The sequence below is a fragment of the Acinetobacter sp. NCu2D-2 genome (assembly GCF_001647675.1).
GTDB lineage: Bacteria > Pseudomonadota > Gammaproteobacteria > Pseudomonadales > Moraxellaceae > Acinetobacter.
Window position 1 is genome coordinate 1,398,860 of record NZ_CP015594.1, and the last position, 19,633, is coordinate 1,418,492.

The following is a 19,633-nucleotide window of genomic DNA, read 5'->3' on the forward strand; positions in this document are numbered from 1 at the left end:
CAATCAAGTGGGCCTCTCTATTTTTTAATTCTGAGCTTAGCTACACTCAACTACAGGGAACTGATGAGCAACGTATTCAAAACATGTATTTGGCCACAAATCATACATTGGAATTTTGACATCCAATGCCAATGGCAACTTTTTCTGATTAAATTGCATATGAGATAAATCCTGTCCCCATGCAATCAAGTCGACATCTAAACTAATTTGATGTGATGGACGGATACGACCTGAATCTGCTTCCATCTGTTTTAAAGCTAAAATTACTTCCTCAACAGTCATGGGACTTTTAAGTAAACACGCAGAATTCCAGTAATCTGCACCTATTCCATCACGGCACGGAATCACATAGATTGGGGAAAATTGAACATTCCCCCATGTACCAATACGTTGCTGTGCAGCTTGAAAATGTTGCTGTGGATGACAATTACTCGCCAATGCTAGGGCGAAAATCGTTTCGGTGGCGTTCAAGACGTATCCCTACAGAATGTGCTTGCGCGATAATCGCAGGCTTACGGATCGTAATCTTAATCGATTCAATCGCATTAAAGGTAATAAAAAGTACATTGAGTACTAACTTTGCTGCATGTTCGATCAATTCAGGCTTTGCTTCTTGAATCACTTTCGCTGAAAGTTCACAAATTTCAGCATAATTCAGTGTATCCGCAAGCGCATCCGAATTAGATGCCTGTTCCAAATCTGTTTTAATCTCTAAATCCAACATTAACGGTTGAATAATTTGGCGCTCCCAATCAAAACAGCCCACGACTGTCTCAACCTTTAAGCCCTCAATAATAATGGCATCCATAGATATACTCGGGAGTTTAAATCCCTCCCAACCTCCCTTTTACAAAGGGAGGAGTTTAATCCCCCTTTATAAAAGGGGGACTTAGGGGGATTAAAAAAGAAAAATAAATTTAATGTTTCAACAACAAATTCGGGTCCATAGTTTGAACCATTTGTAAGCGTTGATCGGCATAAATATCGGTATACGGCGCAAGAATACGCATGAAACGATCGAAATAAAGCATTTGCTTAAATAGCAGTGCAAAATCTCGTGGGAAGCGGATGCCATGACGCTCACCAACTGCGACCATATCCATCATAATATCGTTCAGATCAGCAGGATTTGATGTCAGTAATTCCTGTGGATCTGCCATTAATACCCCACCGAATAGACGTTCTAAGTCTTTCGATAGAACATTGGTATCAATCGCCACATCGGTCATGCCCATCTTGAGCATATTTTCAGCCATGAGTTGATAGTCAGTATTTTGTAATGCATCCATAAATGCGATACACGCTGTCCAGACTTCAGGTTTAAGCTGCCCGACAATCCCAAAATCAATAAAACCTACACGACCATCTTCAAGCAACATGAGGTTTCCTGCATGTAAGTCTGCATGGAAACTTTCACACATCATCAGACTTCCGAACCATGTATTCATGGCAGTAATAAGAACTTGAGATGGATCTTTGGCAACCTTTTTAACTAATTCAAAATCAGTTAAAGGCACACCATATAAGCGCTGCATGGTTAACACACGACGCGTTGAATATTGGTGATACACTTTCGGTGCAGTTGCAGCTTGATTATTGGTGACGTTTAAGTAATTGACAAAATCATCTAAGTTTTTTGCTTCCTCGATGAAATCAACCTCACGCACCATACGTGTTTTAATTTCTTCGACAATATCTGCAATGGAAGCAAACTTAACTTTTGGAACGGCTTTTTCTAAAATTTTTGCCGACCAGTGCAACACGTTTAAGTCGGTATACAGAATCGTCTCAACACCCGGTTTCTGTACTTTAATGACAACATCTTCGCCACTGACCAATTTGGCAGCATGAACCTGTGCAATTGACGCTGAGCCTAAAGGTTTTTCATCAATAGATGCAAAAATTTCATCCAAATTACGTCCAGCAAACTCAGATGCCAGCACTTGTTGCACATAGCTAAAAGGCAAAGCTGGTGTTTGGTCTAGACAGCCTTGAAATTCTTCTACAAATTCACGTGGAAATAATGATGGCGTACTGGCAATAAATTGCCCCAACTTAATGTAAGTCGAACCTAAGTCTTCAAAAGTTTCACGCATTAAACGTGCATTACTTGGTTTTTCAGTGGCATATTTAATCCCTGCTTTTGCAGCAATCACCGCAGTTTCACCCACACGTGCCACAGAACGCAAACCATCTAGGAAGATATTATTTTTCATCATGTCAGCGTAAGTTTTAAATTTCTTCGAGTGTAACAAATATTCTGCCTAAAACAGTATGATCTTGCCTAACAAACAGAATCTTTTTCATATGATGACAACCATAATTTAAGACTTGTAGATACAAAAAAGAAAAATAAAATTGAAAGATAAATAAACAATTTAAAAGATATCCATCTATCTCTATTTTTGACTAAAGAAAAGTACCCTACATTGTTGCTAATCAGCAGCAAATAAATTTAAATAAAACGAATATACACAATAATTTAAAGAACAAATGAAACTTAACATTTCGCTTGATGCCGCTGTCATTATTACATCCATAACTGCAATACTTTATATGGTGGGTCAAGTACATCTTAATGGTTATATCGGCATATTTGGGGCTGACATAGCGGTACTTAATTTATGAATTCAAGATAAAATATATTTTGGATACTTAAGAAGTTTAACGCATTCACTTTTTTTCATTCTTGGACTCATTCTTCTATTTCTCGCGATTCCCACAATATTTAAAGATTTAGGCCTCACACAATGGCTGCATAAAAAAATAAAAAATATACGTGATTTTATTCATAAAGATTTAAAACATGCCCCAATAATCCACAATTTATCCAATGAGTTCAGAACCCAGCAAGAGTTTCATCAAAAATTTTATTTATCGTATTTCATACTCATACTATTGACCGCGTTACCATTTTATTTAGAACATATTGAAACTGATGCAAAAAATAAAGCTAAAATAAATATAAATAACTATGCCAATAAAATGCTCAAGATTAATATACACAATCAACCAAGCAAAGAAGCCTATAAAATCCTTTGTAGTCAAAATCTATGCGCTATATTAGTGATCAATGGCAAAGAAAAAAGTCTTGAATACTATGACCCCAAAGATATTTCTTTCCCATTAAAATCATTAAATAAATAACGCATCTATAGCACGATCAATTTGAATATAGATCTCTTGCAGATCAACACCTTTATGCGCAAATAGCGAATCGATGAATGACTTTGAAATACAGCCACCAAATAGCATATCGGCAATACTTTCATCAGGTAGTTTCAATACCTTACTTTCCACAGGAATATTTGAAATCATCTCAATCAAATGGTTTCGACTTGCACTAATCCCCATTTCATAAAAAGTATCTGCTAAGCCTTCGATTCCCACCTGTTCTGCAATTGCCAATCGACACAATTTAATATGACGTTCCGATAACACATGATTTGCAATCATTTTTAAACATTGCGTCAATGCAGCAACTGGTTCCAAACTTTCTTGTGAAAATGCATCCGTTGACCAAATATAAGATGAAGTAACGAGAGATTTGAGCAATTCACGTTTATCTGAAAAGTGCACATACAATGTTTTCTTTGACATTCCAGCAGCTTGGGCAATTTCAGACATTGTTACATGCTCAAAGCCTTTTTCACCGAAGAGCTTCTCTGCGCTATTAAAAATAGTGTTACGGCGTTCATCCACTGTCATCACAATAGGGCGACCTAATTTAGGCATAGCTAATATCCTTGACTTAGGAAACTAATGAGTTTCATAATGTGCCGCTTTATTAAACAGCCTATTTCTAAATTATGACAGCATCACTAAATCGTGCAATGCCTTTGCTTATTGCACTACTTGCCACCATCGGTCCACTCGGGATCGACATGTATTTGCCAAGTATTCCTGCAATGGCAGCCTCACTCGGCAGTAACGAAGGTGCGGTGCAGCTCAGCCTCATGACCTTTTTTGCCGGTCTCATGCTAGGTCAACTGATCTATGGTCCACTTTCTGATAAATTCGGTCGTAAACCACTTATTTATTTAGGGTTGAGTATTTTTGTATTGGGTTCTATTGCCTGTTCGATGGCGGAAAATGTGCTACAACTGCAATGGATTCGCTTTATACAAGGTTTAGGCGGTTCAATTGGCATGGTCATCGCATTTGCCATCATTAAGGATCAATTTCACGGTCCTGAAATGGGTAAAATGATGTCTATGGTTTTAGCAATTTTAGGTTTATCACCTGTTGCGGCCCCGCTCATTGGTGATGCGCTACAACATTTAGGCTCATGGCGCACGATTTTCCTTTTCCTAGCCATTTATGCCGCTGCTGTCATGGCATTAGTCGCGGTGTTTTTACCTGAAACACGCGGTGAAGAACAACGTGCTGAATTTAAGTTAAATCAAACTTTCCATCATTACGTAAATATTGCCACAGATCGTAAATTTATTATCTATGCTTTGACATTATGTATTGCTCAAGCTGGTTTCTTTGCCTATATCGCAGGTTCAGCGAGCGTGTTTATTAGTGAATATCAACTCAGTTCTACCCAATTTAGTCTATTATTTGCGGTAAATGCCTTTGGTTTAATTGCAGCTGCTATTTTAAATCCAAAACTTCATGAAAAATTCGGTGTACTTAATGCCTATAAAGTGGTGAATATTGCATATTTTATTGTCATTACATTGTTATTACTTTATCTGTATTTCGGTATCAATCACTTGGCTATTATGTGTATTGGTTTATTCATTGCTGTGGCGCTGCTCGGCTTTATCATGCCGACAGGCAGTCAATTGGCACTGATGCATCAAGGACGAAATGCCGGGACTGCGTCTGCGCTTTTAGGCTCGATGCAATTTGGTTTTGGTGCAATCATCACCACGATTACAGGTTTGTTTGCGGCCTATGCCGGTTTAGGCTTAATTAGCATTATTTTTGTATGCGCTGCACTGTCTGCTGCAATGTGTTTAATTCTATTTCCGAAAAAACTCTGATGTAATTCTTAATTTATAAATTTCTTTTAAACTGAACCCTATGCAAATGCGTGGGGTGATTTTTATGGTCAGGGTTATTAGCACGAAAGATATTCATCACATAAATTTTATTGTAATTTTTGTTCAATCTTTTTTATCGCTGCATACTTTGAGTTATACATATGTACGACTCTCGTGAGACAAGCGGATATCAAAATGAATTCATTATAAGCTGCGTACTGCTTAAATCTTTTTAAATCGATTTTAGATGGAGCTTAGAATGACAAGTCAAAATAGCAACCATGAAAACCGCCAAAAATTATGGGAACTTTTAAAAGAAGTTCGCTTTACCATGATCAGTCATCAAACTGAAAATAATGAAATCCATGCACAACCGATGACCATGCTGAATTCAGACAAACTGAATGAACATGAAAATTTATACTTTTTACTCAAAGACACTAATGACATTGTCAAAGCATTAAGTGCAGGTCGCTCAAATTTGGGACTCACCTTCTCTAAACCATCGAATGATACTTATATCTCGATTAGTGCCGAAGGTCATATCACTACCGATCGTACCTTAATCGAAACCTTATGGAATCCATGGGCAGAAAATTGGTTTGATGGTAAAGATGATCCTAGCGTTAGGGTCTTGGTGGCAAAAGCCATCAGTGCAGAATATTGGGATGTAAAAGACAATAAAGTCACGAGTCTGTTTAAAGTACTTAAAGCCAATGTGACAGGTGAAACCCAAGAACCAGATACAGATCACCAAAAACTTGATCTTTAATATAAAAAAGCCTCTCAATGAGAGGCTTTTTTTGAGCTGAATGTTCAATTAGTTGAATTATTTTGCCGCCATACGAATTGCACCATCTAAACGAATCACTTCACCATTTAAATACGCATTTTCAATAATCTGACCGACTAACTGTGCATATTCAGAAGGTTTCGCTAAACGTGGTGGGAATGGCACCATTTGTCCAAGTGAATCTTGCACATTTTGTGGCAAACCTTTCAGCATCGGTGTTTCCATAATGCCTGGTGCAATGGTCATGACACGAATCGCATGTTTGGCAAGCTCACGTGCAAGCGGCAAAGTCATCGCAACCACCGCACCCTTGGAAGCAGAATACGCTACCTGACCAATTTGACCCTCAAATGCCGCGACAGATGCAGTATTAATAATCACACCACGTTCTTCCTCACCCTCTTTTAATTGATAGTTTGACATGAGTTCTGCCGCATAACGCAGCATGTTAAAAGTACCTGTGACATTAATATTTAATGTACGTTGAAACATAGCAAGGTCATGCAAACCTTCACGACCCAATACTTTGGCTGAAGGTGCAATCCCTGCACAGTTAATTAAACCATTGAGCTGAGCATGTGTTTGTGCAATCGTTTGAAAGAAGGACTCGACTTGTGCTTCGTTGGTCACATCCAACTGATGAAACTCAGCTTGATCACCTAATTCTTGTTGTAGCTGTTGACCTAACTCAAGGTTCATATCTACCATCAGGACACGTGCACCGCGCTCACCTAAATATTTTGCTGTTGCTGCACCTAAACCCGATGCGCCACCTGTCACCACGAAAACTTTATTTTGAATATCCATAAGCTATAACTTTTATTTTGAAAATTTTTAATAAGATTAGACAGACCTATTCTTACTTGCAAATCTATTCATGACCCTTGGGTTTTAAATATAGTTAAACTATAAATTATTAAGACCTAAAAACGATTAATATGAATTTCAAAACTTAAGTGATTATTTTTTCTATACATTTCCATTTCAAGCTTTATCACCAAAATAAATGAGACTTTACAGTCATCTTATAGCTTTTGAATTTAGTCTTTTTTTAGATTAGTTTTTACGCAATTTAAAGCAATTGCTTTGCTTCACTCCCACGCTCCTCATAAGGTATTCCTATGTCGAAGATGATTGATGTCCTTGAACAGCAGGTTGTTCAAAACTTTTCTCAAGCTTTCTTCCATTCAAGCGATCTTGTTGCCGAACAGCTTAAAAACAGTGTCTTGAATGCTTCTGAAGCGAAATTAAAAGATGCAATTGCGGCTTTCTTCAAAACCTTTAATGCAAATGAAGCAGCACAAGTTTTAGAAATCCCTACTGAACGTATCGGTGACATGCAAAACGGCGTTGCACTAAAAGATGAATCTGGACTAGTGGATACTTTAAAAGTGGTCACATTATGCCTTGCGATGGAAACTAATCTAATCGAGAAAATTGAAGTTTCTGACTGTGTAAAAGATTTTCCAATGTAATAGATTTGATATCCGTTTCAGTCTGATTTAGGCAGTGTTTAGACGCTGCCTTTTTTATGAATAGAATGAACTTGGCTGTATTTTTTAATCTGTTTTTAATTTATCTTTTTTCCGAATAGTCTTTTTGAAAATTCAGCTAAGTCGATTATTGGTATTAATCATCTTCATATAATTATTATTTATCAATATCTTAAATTTAAAATTTTAACAATATAGCAATTTGGAATGTTCTTATCTGATTTTCTGTTTTGATTCTAAATTCAAGCACCGTTATTTATGTGGAAAATTTATTCATCATTTGAGAAAAACATTTATCGTACATTGAACACATCTAAATTTGCCTTACTTACCCTTTCGGTCGCTTTCTTGGGTTCACATGCTTATGCTGCAATTCCATCAGAATTAAAATTGGATTATGCCTACTACGCACCAACCAGCTTGGTCGTGAAGGAACAAAAAATTATTAGAAAAAGCTTTACCGAATACCAAAATCAAATGGGTATTTAGCCAAGGCCGTAACCGTTCACTTGAATATTTAAATAGTGGCAGTACAGATTTTGCTTCTACTGCAGGTCTTGCAGCAGTACTCAGCCGTGCCAACGGCAGCCCGATTAAAATGGTTTATATCCAAAGCCAACCTGAATGGACAGCATTGGTGGTCAATAAAGACTCGAACATCAAATCTTTAAAAGATCTAAAAGGTAAAAAAATTGCTGCAACAAAAGGTACAGACCCTTTCTTATTTACCTTACAAGCATTAGACACTGTTGGTCTAGGCAAACGTGATGTAGAGTTGGTTCATTTACAACATCCAGATGGTAAAACCGCGCTTGAGCGTAAACAAGTCGATGCTTGGGCTGGACAGGATCCAATTATGGCCTCTGTCCAAGTTCAGTCAGGTGCAAAACTCCTTTACCGTAATGTGGGTTTTAATTCTTATAGCGTATTAAGCGTCAAAGAAAACTTTGCCAAACAAAGCCCTGAAGCTATTGAAGCGGTGATTAAAGCCTATGAACAAGCACGTAAATGGTCAAAAGCCAATCCCACAAAATTAACAGAACTATTAGCACGTGAATCTAAACTGCCACTAGCAGTCGCTAAACTACAATTAAGTCGTACTAACCTTGATCAAAATATCCCAAACACTAAGCAAATAACCGCTTTACAAAAGGCAGGCAATATTTTGACGGAAGAAGAATTGGTACGTAAAGGCACCAATGTCAATCAAGTGGTAACGCAATTATTTGATGCCAAATATGCTCAAAAGGTTGTTAAAAAGTAATGAGTACACCTAAGACGTTGTCTGTAGCACTGATTGAAAAAGAGCAGTCTAAATCGGCTGCGCTTTATAAGCTCATTCAACTTTCAAAAGCCTTAACAATTCCTGTTATTTTTATTGTGCTGTGTGAATTCTTGGTCCGTAATGGCGTAATAGAACCTTATTTACTCCCTGCACCAAGTAGTCTACTACAGTCTTTTGTCGAACTTGCTCAAGCGGATCTTTGGCAACATATTTGGACCAGTTCGTGGCGAGTCTTCTTAGGCTTTGCGATTGGAAGTGGTTTAGGGCTGATCTTTGCTATTTTTGTCGGACTGAATAAACAAGCTGAAGATTTTTTGGAGCCTACATTTTCTGCCATTAAGTCTATTCCAAGTTTGGCATGGATTCCTTTGTTATTACTTTGGCTCGGTATTGATGAATCTTCAAAAATTACTTTAATTGCGATCGGCGCATTCTTCCCTGCTTATACCAATACAGTTGCGGGAATTCAGGGAGTAGATCGTAAATTAATTGAAGTCGCAAAGGTCTACCGCTTAAATTATTTGCAGCAGATTAAACAAATCGTTTTACCAGCTGCATCACCTAATATTTTGACAGGTTTACGCAACAGTCTGAGTTTATCGTGGATGTTTATGATTGCGGCTGAACTGATTGCAGCAACGCAAGGGATTGGTTATTTACTCAGTGATGGTCGCGAAACCTCTCGACCAGATATCGTTATCATCGCAATTATTTTGTTAGCGATATTAGGAAAAATTACCGACAGTCTAATGAAAGTAGCTGAGGTGTATTTACTACGCTGGCGTGATGTCATAAAAGCAAAATAGTCCATTCATAAAAAAGCGACCACTTGGGTCGCTTTTTTAATGATTAGATTAATGTTGCCACTGACCTAAAGTTACTCGATCATTGCCGCCATAATCTTTTACGGTACGCACTTGTTTATAACCTGCTTGTCTAAACAAATGTTGTACAGCATCCGCTTGATCATAACCATGTTCAAGCACGACCCAACCATTGATAGTTAAGTGTTTCTTGGCTTGGACAATAATCTCTTCTAAATCAGCTAAACCATTTTTCGCAGCTACCAATGCACGTTCAGGCTCTGTCGCCAAATCCTTCATATGTACATCATTGGCATCGATATACGGTGGATTTGAAGCAATGACATCAAAGAATTGACGTCCAAATGGTTTTAACCATGAGCCAAGCACGAATTTCACATTGTCAATATCATGAATTTCAGCATTATATTCAGCGACTTCTAAAGTCGGTTCATAGATATCCGATGCCACTACTGACCATTCAGTACGTTCAGAAGCGAGTGACAATGCAATCGCTCCTGTGCCTGTTCCTAAATCTGCAATTCGAGCATCTTCAGGTAAGTCAAGTTTTAACACCGTTTCTACCAAAACTTCAGTATCTGGACGTGGCACCAACGTATCTTTGGTGACTTTTAAATCCAGCGTCCAAAATGGCTGTGAACCAGTCACATAGGCCAAAGGTTCACCTGCCGCAATGCGCGCCAAGCTATCGACATAGGCTTGCTCTTGTTCAGCTGTCAGCTCTTTATCTTTTTTCATTACCAAATCAAAAGAATCGATATTGGTAATGTGCTCTAAGAGCCATGCATTTTCTTGGCGTTCGTAACTTTCTGGTTCGCCGCGTAAGGCCAAAGCCTGTGCAATATTCAATTAACCACCATTCTGCTGTGCAAGAAGTGCAAGCTGATCGGCTTGATACTCACGATGTAAACTATCTAAAAGTTCAGTCAAATCACCTTCCATTACGGCATCCAACTTATATAGCGTTAAGTTAATACGGTGATCAGTCATACGACCTTGCGGATAATTATAAGTACGAATACGTTCAGAACGGTCACCTGAACCGACTAAGTCGCGGCGCATTTCAGACGTAGCGGCATCGGCAGCTGCACGTTTAGCATTTTCTAAACGAGACACCAAAAGTGCCATCGCTTTAGCTTTGTTTTTATGTTGAGAACGTTCATCCTGACACTCCACCACGGTTCCTGTTGGAATATGGGTAATACGTACCGCAGAATCAGTTTTGTTAATATGCTGACCACCGGCACCTGATGCACGGTAAGTATCAATACGTAATTCAGATGGATTAATTTCAACAGAAGTATCGACATCGACTTCAGGTAAGATTGCAACCGTACAAGCTGAGGTATGCACACGACCTTGTGATTCAGTTGCAGGTACACGTTGTACACGATGCGCACCACTTTCGAATTTTAAGCGACCATATACGCCTTCACCATTAATCAGGCAAATGACTTCTTTATAACCGCCGTGCTCACCTTCGTTCTCAGACAAGATTTCAATACGCCAACCTTGCGATTCAGCATATTTACTGTACATACGGTACAAATCACCTGAGAAGATCGCCGCTTCGTCACCACCTGTTCCGGCACGAATTTCCAAATAAGCCGAGTTGGCATCATTTGGATCTTTCGGAATCATTAAGATATTCAGATCAGCTTCTAGCTTTTCCAATAATGCTTTATTTTCTTTAATTTCTTCTTGTGCCATTTCCTTAAAGTCAGGATCTGACAACATCGCTTCAGCGGTTTCAATATCTGCTTCTGCTTGGGTGAATTGTTTCCATACATTGGTAATTTCAGTCAAATCACTATGTTCACGTGATAATTGACGGAAACGTTTATTATCCGAAATGACTTCTACATCTGCTAAAAGTGCATTCAGTTCTTCATGTCGGTCAGAGAGCTGGTCTAATCGTAATCTTAACGATTCTTTCATTTTTCAAAAAATCTCAAACAAAGGCTATGGCTAATCTACAGTTAGCCGAGCGAAATCAAAAAATTGCGCTTAGTTTAACGGTTATAGCGGCAAAAGCACATCATTATTGTGTATGGAAATCTCCACCCAACATGTGTAAGGATTCATGCTTAACTTTTCACCACGAAGTCAAATACCGCTTATTTTTAAGTCAAAAATATTCGTATTTCTTCCTTATTTTACAATTTGGCTAAATATGCAGGGAAATATGAAGAGATCTCTACACATTTCAAGTCGGATAGTTTGTTAAATTCTTTGGTAACGAATGACATACCAGTTCAAACACGAACATGGAGACATAACATGAAATTAAATAGTATTTTATTAGGTTCTGCGATTGCCTTAGGTTCAGTGGTGAGTGTGGGTGCTCATGCCGACAGTACAACGCGTGTTGCTGCTGCAAGTGCATTAGGTAGTGTTGCAGGTACAGCGATTGGTAAAAATATGGGCGGTAATACAGGCGCGACAATTGGTGCTGCTTTAGGTGGTGCTGGCGGTGCTGCTGTTGCAAGTAACAAACGCAACCGCACAGAGTCTGCAATCGGTGGTGCATTAGGTGGTGGTACAGGTTACACCGTAGGTAAAAGTGTGGGTGGCACAAATGGCGGTTACATCGGTTCTGCCTTAGGTGCAGCTGGTGGTGCAGCCCTTGGTAATAAAATTGCCAAAGATAAAGCAGCAGACAAACGTCATTACAAGAAAAAACGTCGCTACCACTAAGTTCACAACGTCTTTAGAACAGCGCATTTGACATAAAAAAAGCACCTTTAGGTGCTTTTTTTAATTTTATCTATTCATTCGATCTGAATGTATTCCTAATTATGAATAAATCTTGAAGAACAAACTACATTTCCAAAACAAAGCATCCATGATGGTTTTCCAATCGCTGACTACATTAGTCACATGACCAAATAAATGTCTCTATCAGGAGCCAACCATGAATATGAAAAAAATGCTTTGTGCAGCTGCACTTGCAACAACAGCCCTTACTTCTACAGCTTATGCGGGTAATAGCACAAATGTTGCATTAACTTCCGCTTTAGGCGGTGTTGTTGGTGCTGCAATTGGACAACAAATGGGTGGCTCTACAGGTGCCATGATTGGTTCTGCATTAGGTGGTGCAGGTGGTGCAGCAGCTTCTGCAAATAAACGCGACCGTACTGGCGCTGCGATTGGTGCTGCATTAGGTGGTGTGGGTGGCTATACCGTAGGTAAAAACGTTGCTGGTACAACGGGTGGCTATGCCGGCGCTGCACTTGGTTCAGCTGGTGGTTCTGTACTTGGTAAGAATGTCAGCGAAGATCGCCGTTATGATGATCGTTATAACGATCGCTATGACCGCCGTTACAACCGCGGTTATAACAACTCAGGCTATCGTTACCGCCGTTAATCATTAAAGTTTCATGTTACTCCCCCTTTTAAGCATCTTCGGATGCTTATTTTTTATCTAAATTACTTATATCGAATTTTATCGATATACAAATTTCTCTGAACATCGTATGCTTGATTGAATGATATTTATATATGGATTAAATATGCCGAATCTTGCAGAAACTAAATTTTCGATATTGGACTTAGTTCCTGTTCGTGAAGACAAAAGCATTCTATCTTCATTGCATCATGCACTCGAATTGGCAAAACATGCTGAAAGCTTAGGCTATGAACGCCTATGGTTAGCAGAACACCATAATATGTCGGGTATTGCTAGCTCTGCAACTTCAGTACTTTTAGGTTATTTACTTGCCAATACAAAAACTTTAAAAGTTGGTTCAGGCGGGATTATGCTTCCCAACCATGCGCCTTTAGTGGTTGCAGAACAATTTGGCACATTAGCCACACTTTATCCTGAACGGATTGAACTTGGTTTAGGTCGTGCACCGGGCACCGATCAAAACACTATGCGCGCATTACGTCGTGGCCAACGCGAAACCGAAGATCAATTTCCACAAGACGTTTTAGAAATTCTGCAATATTTTAAAGATCCACAACCTGAACAACGCATTATTGCAACGCCAGGACAAAGCACACATGTTCCAGTGTGGCTATTAGGCTCAAGTCTATTTAGTGCGCAGCTTGCAGCAAAATTAGGTTTACCCTATTCATTTGCATCGCATTTCGCGCCGCGTATGTTAGGACAAGCGATTGAGATTTATCGCGACAACTTTAAACCTTCGGAATATCTAGATAAACCTTATGTGTCTATGGGCGTTCCAACGGTGATTGCAGATAGTGATGAAGAAGCTCACTTCCTTGCAACTTCACCTTATCAACGCATTATCGCAATGTTCCGTAATCAACGCGGAAAACTTAAACCACCTATTCATAATATTGATGAAATTTGGTCGCCTTCGGAAAAAATGTCAGTACAACAATTCTTTGGAATGGCACAAATCGGAAGTAAAGATACGGTTAAAGCGGGTCTTGAACGCTTATTACAACGTTATGAAGTAGATGAGTTTATCTTCACCTGTGATATTTATGACATAGATAAACGCTTAAAGAACTTTGATCTTTTGATGGAAATTAAAAACTCAATCTAGCTCTACAAGACCAAAAAAAGCTTACTTCGGTAAGCTTTTTTATTTGCTGATCATGTCCCGTCCTGAAATAAGTTTACACCTTAAGAGACTTATTTTATGGAACATAAACGAGAACAACGAGTTAAACGTACACAACGTGACTATAGCTTTGCCTTTAAAATGATGGTGGTACATGAAGTAGAAAAAGGGCAAATTACTTATAAGCAAGCTCAGGCAAAATATGGTATTCAAGGAAGATCAACTGTGCTGGTATGGTTACGCAAGCACGGACAACAGGACTGGACTTCGAATATGCCGACTTCTTCTAAACGCCAATTGACACCCCAACAACGAATCCGCCAATTAGAAAAGCAGTTAGCCGCAGAAAAGCTTAAAACTGAATTTATTCAGGATGTGATTTATCACATTGATAAAGAATGTGGGACTGATCTTGGAAAAAAGTATACCGAGCACGTTTCAAAGATTGGCAAAGCCAAAGAAGACTAAGCGTTTCACGTTATTGTCAGTGGTTGGGAATCACCCGACAAGCTTATTATCAAGCAGAAAAACGTGCTCAAATGACTGCACAAGCAACTGAACAAATACTTGAGTTGGTTATGGAATATCGCTGTCTCATGCCAAGTATCGGAACACGTAAGCTGTATTGGCTTATTAAAGGCAAATTGTTGCAACGTGGTTTAAAGTGTGGACGGGATCAGTTATTTAAAATATTGAAAGAAAATAACTTATTGATTCGCCCTAAGCGTTGCTATACAAAAACTACGGATAGCAAGCATTGGATGAAGAAGCATCCAAATTTATTAAAGGATTATTCAGCAGTGCAAGCCAATGAAGTCTTTGTTAGTGATATTACCTATGTTGAGAGTGCTGAAGGTGTGCATTATTTATCCTTGGTGACAGATGCTTATACCCGACAGATTAAAGGTTATAAGTTATCGAATGATATGCGTGCGGAGAATGTTGTGCAGGCTCTACATATGGCGATGCAGCAAGCGACAGATCGAGCGACTAGGATGATTCATCATTCAGATAGAGGTGCTCAATATTGCTCTGAGCTATATCAATCGGCATTGCGCCATTATGGGATATGTCCTTCCATGACAGATGGCAAGGACTGTTATCAGAATGCATTAGCAGAGCGAATTAATGGAATATTAAAGCAGGAGTTTTTAACCACGCGATGTCAAACCATGAAGGAGTTAGATCACTTAATTGCGGAATCTATCATGATTTACAATTGTTATAGACCGCATTTAAGTTTAAATATGAACACCCCGAATCAGATGTATGAGCAAACAAAAACCGAGCTAATTGCTTAACTCGGTTTGAAGTGGAATACTGTCAATCTATTTCAGGACAAGACATCAATTTGAACTTTTGAGTCCTCATTTATCACTTAGGCATATTTATGATTTTACAATTTCAGATGAACAGCCAGTAATTTGGATTGCCTTTCACTTTATTTATAATACATTCATAAAGACAAAACATTGAAATAAAGATAATGAAAATTAGGCAATACAAGGACGCATTGCATGGCTTTAACTCATCAAAAAAATAAACCTCATCACAATTATAGCAACGTTAATTTTGATGCTTTTAAAGGCACAGCGATTCCATCACAACAAATAAAAGATGTCGATTTTGGCAATAAAAACGTCTTAATTATAGGGATCAATCAAATGATTGTGACCCATTTAAATGGCATTGTTCAACATGCATCTTCTGTAAAAGTCTTTCAAAATAGACCCGCGTTTATTATTCCGAATAGTGAAACCAAGATTGCTAATCTGATCTATCACCCACTGATTCGTAAAAACCGCCGCCTATTTAGTCAGCGTATTAAAAGCTTAATTGCAATGCGATTTCTTGATATTGAAGTACAGGATCAATGGTTAAAATCTCAGTTAACACCAAACCTTGCACACGTGAAAAAGATGTTCTTAAAGTCAGATAAATATTATTTAGCTTTACAAAAACCAAACTGCCAGCTCATTACTTGGCCAATTATTGATGTTTTTAGTGAGTCTATTCAGACCGTTAATCAAGAAAATCACGCTGGAGATCTCATTATCTTTGCTGAAAACGAATAAATTTAGAACAAATTATCATTTTTATAATTTATATAGTCATTTTATTTAAAAATAAAAGGCTATTTCGTGAATAAATTATAAACATATGATCATCAATATTCTAAATATAGACCATTCATTCTGTTTCTAATTAAGTGATGAATTCATCATGTTTTATAATCTATTGATAGCTATAAGCTATCATTTACCATCTTGACAGAATTATTTAAGCGAAAAAGAGCCAATATCTAATTGACTCTTTTTGTCCTACTCAATTAGCTAATACGACGTTTTAAACCTGTCATTTGCAGAATACGTGTTGAGATTTCTTCAATAGACATTTCAGAGACATTTAAGAATTTAATCCCTTCTGAAATATAGATTCCCTCGATTGCGCGAAGCTCCATCTGACACTGGTTAAAGCTGGCATAACGGCTATTGGCTTTACGCTCAGAACGTATAGCTACCAAGCGATCGGCATCAATCATCAAACCAAAAAGTTTGTTTTTATGCGGACGTAAAACAGCAGGTAAACGGTTGTCATCTAAATCTTCTTCAGTTAGCGGATAGTTCGCTACACGAATACCAAATTGCAAAGACAAATAAATCGAAGTTGGTGTTTTACCAGAGCGAGATACACCAATGAGAATCAGATCAGCTTTATCATAATGGCGTGTACGCGCACCATCATCGTTGTCCAAAGCAAAGTGAACCGCATCGATACGTGCTTTGTATGACTCGGTATCAGTCACTGCATGCGTTTGGCCGACTAAAGTTGTAGGTTCAGTACCTAATTCTTCAGATAATTTACCAATAAGCCCTTCAAAAACATCAAGATTTACCGCATCTGCAGTGTTAATAATATCACGCACATACGGGTCAACTAAGGTATCAAAAACTAGCGGTTTTTGACCATCCTGATGGGCTCTGGCATTGATCTCTGCTACGACGTTAGTCGCAGCTTCTTCAGAACTAATGTAAGGGATAATATGAATGTCAAAATCAACATGCGGAAACTGCGCTAACAGTGAGTGGCCAAGGGTTTCAGCGGTAATTGCGGTGCCATCCGAGATAAAGAAAACGCTTCGCTTTATCTGTTTACTTTCCAACATTAAAATTCTCCTCCAACATTTGTCTTAGTGCTATATAATCTTTATAGTAAACCGATCTTACATGACTGTCGCTTAGTAAAATCAAAATGCTAAGTAGATTTGCTATACTCTCATGCCAAGATAGTGATTAATACTGCAAAAGTGGAGTAACAACTTTGGAAGCGCGCGTAATTGGTCTAGAAAAATTAGGGAAACACGACGTCGAGCTTGTTGGTGGGAAAAACTCATCATTGGGTGAAATGATCAGCCATTTATCAAATGCTGGTGTATCGGTGCCAGGTGGTTTCGCAACTACTGCTGAAGCTTACCGTGAATTCCTCGAGCTAAGCGGCCTAAACGCTAAAATCAACGCAGAGCTTGCTGCCCTAGACGTTGATGACGTAAATGCACTTGCTGAGACAGGCGCGAAAATCCGTCAATGGATCGTGGAAGCTCCACTTACTCCTGCACTAGAACAAGAAGTTCGCGCTGCTTTTGCAGAACTTTCTAACGGCAACCCTGACATCGCGGTTGCCGTTCGTTCATCTGCGACTGCAGAAGACTTACCGGATGCTTCATTTGCTGGTCAACAAGAAACTTTCTTGAACATCCGTGGTATCGATAACGTATTAATCGCGATTAAAGAAGTATTTGCATCTTTGTACAACGACCGCGCTATTTCATACCGTGTACACCAAAACTTCGCACATGACGTTGTTGCCTTGTCTGCTGGTGTTCAACGCATGGTTCGCTCTGAAACTGGTGCTGCCGGTGTAATGTTCACACTTGATACAGAATCTGGTTTCCGTGATGCAGTATTTATTACCGCTTCTTACGGATTGGGTGAAATGGTCGTTCAAGGTGCAGTAAACCCTGACGAATTCTATATCTCTAAACCGCTTCTAAACGCTGGTAAACACGCGATTCTTCGTCGTAACCTTGGCTCTAAACACCAAAAAATGATTTATGGTGAAGAAGCAGCTGCAGGTAAATCAGTTGTTGTAGTAGACGTTGAAAAAGCAGATCGTCAACAATTCGCTCTTAACGATGCAGAACTTCACGAACTTGCTAAACAAGCACTGATCATCGAAAAACACTACGGTGCACCAATGGACATCGAGTGGGCTAAAGACGGTGATGACGGCAAACTTTACATCGTTCAAGCACGTCCTGAAACTGTGAAGAGCCGTGAAAACGTCGGCACAATGGAACGCTACCTATTGAAACAAAAAGGCACTGTTGTTTGTGAAGGTCGTTCAATTGGTCAACGTATCGGTTCTGGTAAAGTTCGCATCGTGACTTCAATTAAAGAAATGGACAAAGTACAAGACGGTGATGTTCTTGTATCTGACATGACTGACCCAGACTGGGAACCAGTTATGAAACGTGCTGCTGCGATCGTGACTAACCGTGGTGGTCGTACTTGTCACGCTGCAATTATTGCTCGTGAATTGGGTGTTCCAGCAATTGTCGGTTGTGGTAACGCAACTGAAGTTCTTGTTGATGGTCAAGACGTTACTGTTTCATGTGCTGAAGGTGATACAGGCTTTATCTACGAAGGCTCACTTGATTTTGAAATTCAAACAAACTCAATCGAGTCAATGCCTGAACTTCCATTCAAAGTGATGATGAACGTAGGTAACCCTGACCGCGCATTCTCATTCGCGCAAATTCCAAACGCAGGTATTGGTCTAGCTCGCCTTGAGTTCATCATTAACCGTATGATCGGTGTGCATCCAAAAGCATTGTTAAACATTGACAGTATTCCACGTGAAACTCGTGCAGCTGTAATGGCACGTACTGCAGGTTATGCATCTCCTATCGAGTTCTATGTAGAAAAATTGGTTGAAGGTATTTCTACCCTTGCTGCTGCATTCGCTGACAAACCAGTGATCGTGCGTATGTCTGACTTTAAGTCAAACGAATACGCAAACTTGATCGGTGGTAAGTTATACGAACCAGAAGAAGAAAACCCAATGCTTGGTTTCCGTGGTGCGAGCCGTTACGTGTCTGATAACTTCCGTGACTGCTTCGAACTTGAATGCCGTGCATTGAAAAAAGTACGTGATGAAATGGGTCTAACTAATATCCAAATCATGATTCCATTCGTACGTACTGTATCTGAAGCTAAACGCGTGATTGAATTGCTTGCTGCAAACGGTCTTAAACGTGGTGAAAACGGTCTTAAAGTGATCATGATGTGTGAACTTCCAACAAATGCATTGTTGGCGGATCAATTCCTTGAACACTTCGACGGTTTCTCAATCGGTTCTAATGACTTAACTCAGTTAACATTAGGTCTAGACCGTGACTCTGGTATCGTGTCTCACTTGTTCGACGAACGTGATGCAGCTGTGAAAGTTCTTCTTTCAATGGCAATCCAAGCATGTCGTAAAGCAGGTAAATATGTAGGTATCTGTGGTCAAGGTCCTTCAGATCACCCTGATCTTGCAAAATGGTTAATGGAACAAGGTATTGAATCTGTTTCATTAAACCCAGACTCAGTATTAGAAACTTGGTTCTTCCTTTCAGAAGATCAAGCGAACTGATCATAGTTTGTAAAA

Annotated in this window: 19 protein-coding genes and 1 pseudogene; 12 read left to right on the plus strand and 8 right to left on the minus strand. The window is 39.0% G+C overall.

Going from position 1 to position 19,633, the window contains the following annotated elements; all coding sequences use genetic code 11:
* Positions 1-36 precede the first annotated feature (36 nt).
* From A3K93_RS06650 to A3K93_RS06660, 3 genes are all read right to left on the minus strand, one after another.
* Complete coding sequence (locus tag A3K93_RS06650) at positions 37-471, minus strand: 2-amino-4-hydroxy-6-hydroxymethyldihydropteridine diphosphokinase (protein WP_067730068.1); 435 nt, start codon at positions 469-471, stop codon at positions 37-39.
* On the minus strand, positions 428-808 hold the full coding sequence (gene folB, locus A3K93_RS06655; RefSeq protein WP_067730069.1) for a dihydroneopterin aldolase: 381 nt from the start codon (positions 806-808) through the stop codon (positions 428-430). Before folB ends, A3K93_RS06650 begins: the two co-directional genes overlap by 44 nt.
* Positions 809-917: 109 nt before the next feature.
* Positions 918-2,216 (minus strand): ABC1 kinase family protein, encoded by a 1,299-nt coding sequence (locus A3K93_RS06660; protein ID WP_067731690.1) that lies wholly within the window; start codon positions 2,214-2,216, stop codon positions 918-920.
* Positions 2,217-2,898: 682 nt separating this feature from the next.
* Here A3K93_RS06660 and A3K93_RS06665 point away from each other — a divergent pair.
* Complete coding sequence (locus tag A3K93_RS06665; RefSeq protein ID WP_227509857.1) at positions 2,899-3,147, plus strand: hypothetical protein; 249 nt, start codon at positions 2,899-2,901, stop codon at positions 3,145-3,147.
* Here the strand turns inward: A3K93_RS06665 and A3K93_RS06670 are convergent.
* Positions 3,136-3,735: a TetR/AcrR family transcriptional regulator gene (locus A3K93_RS06670; RefSeq protein WP_067730073.1), complete on the minus strand. Its 600-nt coding sequence runs from the start codon at positions 3,733-3,735 to the stop codon at positions 3,136-3,138. The two genes, A3K93_RS06665 and A3K93_RS06670, sit on opposite strands and share 12 nt — an antisense overlap.
* 74 nt (positions 3,736-3,809) lie before the next feature.
* Here A3K93_RS06670 and A3K93_RS06675 point away from each other — a divergent pair, with 74 nt between their 5' ends.
* On the plus strand, positions 3,810-4,994 hold the full coding sequence (locus tag A3K93_RS06675; protein WP_227509858.1) for a multidrug effflux MFS transporter: 1,185 nt from the start codon (positions 3,810-3,812) through the stop codon (positions 4,992-4,994).
* Between the two features lie 259 nt (positions 4,995-5,253).
* A complete protein-coding gene (locus A3K93_RS06680) occupies positions 5,254-5,766 on the plus strand; it encodes a pyridoxamine 5'-phosphate oxidase family protein (RefSeq protein ID WP_067730075.1) in 513 nt (170 codons plus the stop codon).
* A 57-nt stretch (positions 5,767-5,823) separates the two neighbouring features.
* Here A3K93_RS06680 and A3K93_RS06685 read toward each other — a convergent pair whose 3' ends face one another.
* Complete coding sequence (locus A3K93_RS06685; RefSeq protein WP_067730077.1) at positions 5,824-6,594, minus strand: 3-hydroxyacyl-CoA dehydrogenase; 771 nt, start codon at positions 6,592-6,594, stop codon at positions 5,824-5,826.
* A 314-nt stretch (positions 6,595-6,908) separates the two neighbouring features.
* Between A3K93_RS06685 and A3K93_RS06690 the strand changes: the two genes are divergently transcribed.
* From A3K93_RS06690 to A3K93_RS06700, 3 genes and pseudogenes are all read left to right on the plus strand, one after another.
* A complete protein-coding gene (locus A3K93_RS06690; RefSeq protein ID WP_067730079.1) occupies positions 6,909-7,262 on the plus strand; it encodes a hypothetical protein in 354 nt (117 codons plus the stop codon).
* A 309-nt stretch (positions 7,263-7,571) separates the two neighbouring features.
* Positions 7,572-8,544, plus strand: a pseudogene (locus A3K93_RS06695) (aliphatic sulfonate ABC transporter substrate-binding protein).
* Positions 8,544-9,371 (plus strand): ABC transporter permease, encoded by an 828-nt coding sequence (locus A3K93_RS06700; RefSeq protein ID WP_067730081.1) that lies wholly within the window; start codon positions 8,544-8,546, stop codon positions 9,369-9,371. The pseudogene A3K93_RS06695 and the gene A3K93_RS06700 overlap by 1 nt, the downstream one beginning before the upstream one ends.
* Before the next feature lie 48 nt (positions 9,372-9,419).
* Here A3K93_RS06700 and prmC read toward each other — a convergent pair whose 3' ends face one another.
* Together prmC and prfA are read right to left on the minus strand one after the other, a co-directional pair.
* Positions 9,420-10,238, minus strand: a complete 819-nt coding sequence (gene prmC / locus A3K93_RS06705; protein ID WP_067730083.1) for a peptide chain release factor N(5)-glutamine methyltransferase — start codon at positions 10,236-10,238, stop codon at positions 9,420-9,422.
* Positions 10,239-11,327 (minus strand): peptide chain release factor 1, encoded by a 1,089-nt coding sequence (gene prfA, locus A3K93_RS06710; protein WP_067730085.1) that lies wholly within the window; start codon positions 11,325-11,327, stop codon positions 10,239-10,241. It abuts the gene before it with no gap.
* A 342-nt stretch (positions 11,328-11,669) separates the two neighbouring features.
* On the opposite strand from prfA, the gene A3K93_RS06715 reads away from it, so the two are divergent.
* From A3K93_RS06715 to A3K93_RS06740, 5 genes are all read left to right on the plus strand, one after another.
* Positions 11,670-12,086 (plus strand): glycine zipper domain-containing protein, encoded by a 417-nt coding sequence (locus tag A3K93_RS06715; RefSeq protein ID WP_067730087.1) that lies wholly within the window; start codon positions 11,670-11,672, stop codon positions 12,084-12,086.
* A 217-nt stretch (positions 12,087-12,303) separates the two neighbouring features.
* Positions 12,304-12,756 carry a glycine zipper domain-containing protein gene (locus A3K93_RS06720; protein ID WP_067730089.1) on the plus strand — a complete coding sequence of 151 codons (453 nt, stop codon included), beginning with the start codon at positions 12,304-12,306 and terminating at the stop codon, positions 12,754-12,756.
* A 145-nt stretch (positions 12,757-12,901) separates the two neighbouring features.
* Positions 12,902-13,906, plus strand: coding sequence for an LLM class flavin-dependent oxidoreductase (locus tag A3K93_RS06725; protein ID WP_067730091.1), 1,005 nt, complete (start codon positions 12,902-12,904; stop codon positions 13,904-13,906).
* Positions 13,907-14,002: 96 nt separating this feature from the next.
* A protein-coding gene (locus A3K93_RS14685) for an IS3 family transposase (RefSeq protein ID WP_101494813.1) occupies positions 14,003-15,225 on the plus strand; the annotation gives its coding sequence in 2 pieces (ribosomal slippage) (positions 14,003-14,339 and positions 14,339-15,225; 1,224 coding nt in all).
* Positions 15,226-15,441: 216 nt separating this feature from the next.
* The gene (locus A3K93_RS06740; protein WP_067730092.1) at positions 15,442-15,999 is read left to right on the plus strand and encodes a hypothetical protein; all 558 of its coding nucleotides are present in this window, start codon (positions 15,442-15,444) and stop codon (positions 15,997-15,999) included.
* 254 nt (positions 16,000-16,253) lie between these two features.
* Here the strand turns inward: A3K93_RS06740 and ppsR are convergent, their stop codons facing one another.
* Positions 16,254-17,090 (minus strand): posphoenolpyruvate synthetase regulatory kinase/phosphorylase PpsR, encoded by an 837-nt coding sequence (ppsR, locus tag A3K93_RS06745; protein WP_067730093.1) that lies wholly within the window; start codon positions 17,088-17,090, stop codon positions 16,254-16,256.
* Positions 17,091-17,245: 155 nt separating this feature from the next.
* Here ppsR and ppsA point away from each other — a divergent pair, with 155 nt between their 5' ends.
* Positions 17,246-19,618 carry a phosphoenolpyruvate synthase gene (gene ppsA, locus A3K93_RS06750; protein ID WP_067730094.1) on the plus strand — a complete coding sequence of 791 codons (2,373 nt, stop codon included), beginning with the start codon at positions 17,246-17,248 and terminating at the stop codon, positions 19,616-19,618.
* The last annotated feature ends 15 nt before the right edge of the window (positions 19,619-19,633 follow it).

Excerpts from the sequence above, each read along its gene's own strand:
- A3K93_RS06680 (WP_067730075.1), top strand. The coding sequence starts at position 5,254 with ATGACAAGTCAAAATAGCAACCATGAAAACCGCCAAAAATTATGGGAA.
- A3K93_RS06700 (WP_067730081.1), top strand. The coding sequence starts at position 8,544 with ATGAGTACACCTAAGACGTTGTCTGTAGCACTGATTGAAAAAGAGCAG.
- A3K93_RS06675 (WP_227509858.1), top strand. The coding sequence starts at position 3,810 with ATGACAGCATCACTAAATCGTGCAATGCCTTTGCTTATTGCACTACTT.
- A3K93_RS06670 (WP_067730073.1), bottom strand. The coding sequence starts at position 3,735 with ATGCCTAAATTAGGTCGCCCTATTGTGATGACAGTGGATGAACGCCGT.
- A3K93_RS06715 (WP_067730087.1), top strand. The coding sequence starts at position 11,670 with ATGAAATTAAATAGTATTTTATTAGGTTCTGCGATTGCCTTAGGTTCA.
- ppsR (WP_067730093.1), bottom strand. The coding sequence starts at position 17,090 with ATGTTGGAAAGTAAACAGATAAAGCGAAGCGTTTTCTTTATCTCGGAT.
- prfA (WP_067730085.1), bottom strand. The coding sequence starts at position 11,327 with ATGAAAGAATCGTTAAGATTACGATTAGACCAGCTCTCTGACCGACAT.
- A3K93_RS06685 (WP_067730077.1), bottom strand. The coding sequence starts at position 6,594 with ATGGATATTCAAAATAAAGTTTTCGTGGTGACAGGTGGCGCATCGGGT.
- A3K93_RS06725 (WP_067730091.1), top strand. The coding sequence starts at position 12,902 with ATGCCGAATCTTGCAGAAACTAAATTTTCGATATTGGACTTAGTTCCT.
- A3K93_RS06660 (WP_067731690.1), bottom strand. The coding sequence starts at position 2,216 with ATGAAAAATAATATCTTCCTAGATGGTTTGCGTTCTGTGGCACGTGTG.
- folB (WP_067730069.1), bottom strand. The coding sequence starts at position 808 with ATGGATGCCATTATTATTGAGGGCTTAAAGGTTGAGACAGTCGTGGGC.
- A3K93_RS06720 (WP_067730089.1), top strand. The coding sequence starts at position 12,304 with ATGAATATGAAAAAAATGCTTTGTGCAGCTGCACTTGCAACAACAGCC.
- A3K93_RS06740 (WP_067730092.1), top strand. The coding sequence starts at position 15,442 with ATGGCTTTAACTCATCAAAAAAATAAACCTCATCACAATTATAGCAAC.
- A3K93_RS06690 (WP_067730079.1), top strand. The coding sequence starts at position 6,909 with ATGTCGAAGATGATTGATGTCCTTGAACAGCAGGTTGTTCAAAACTTT.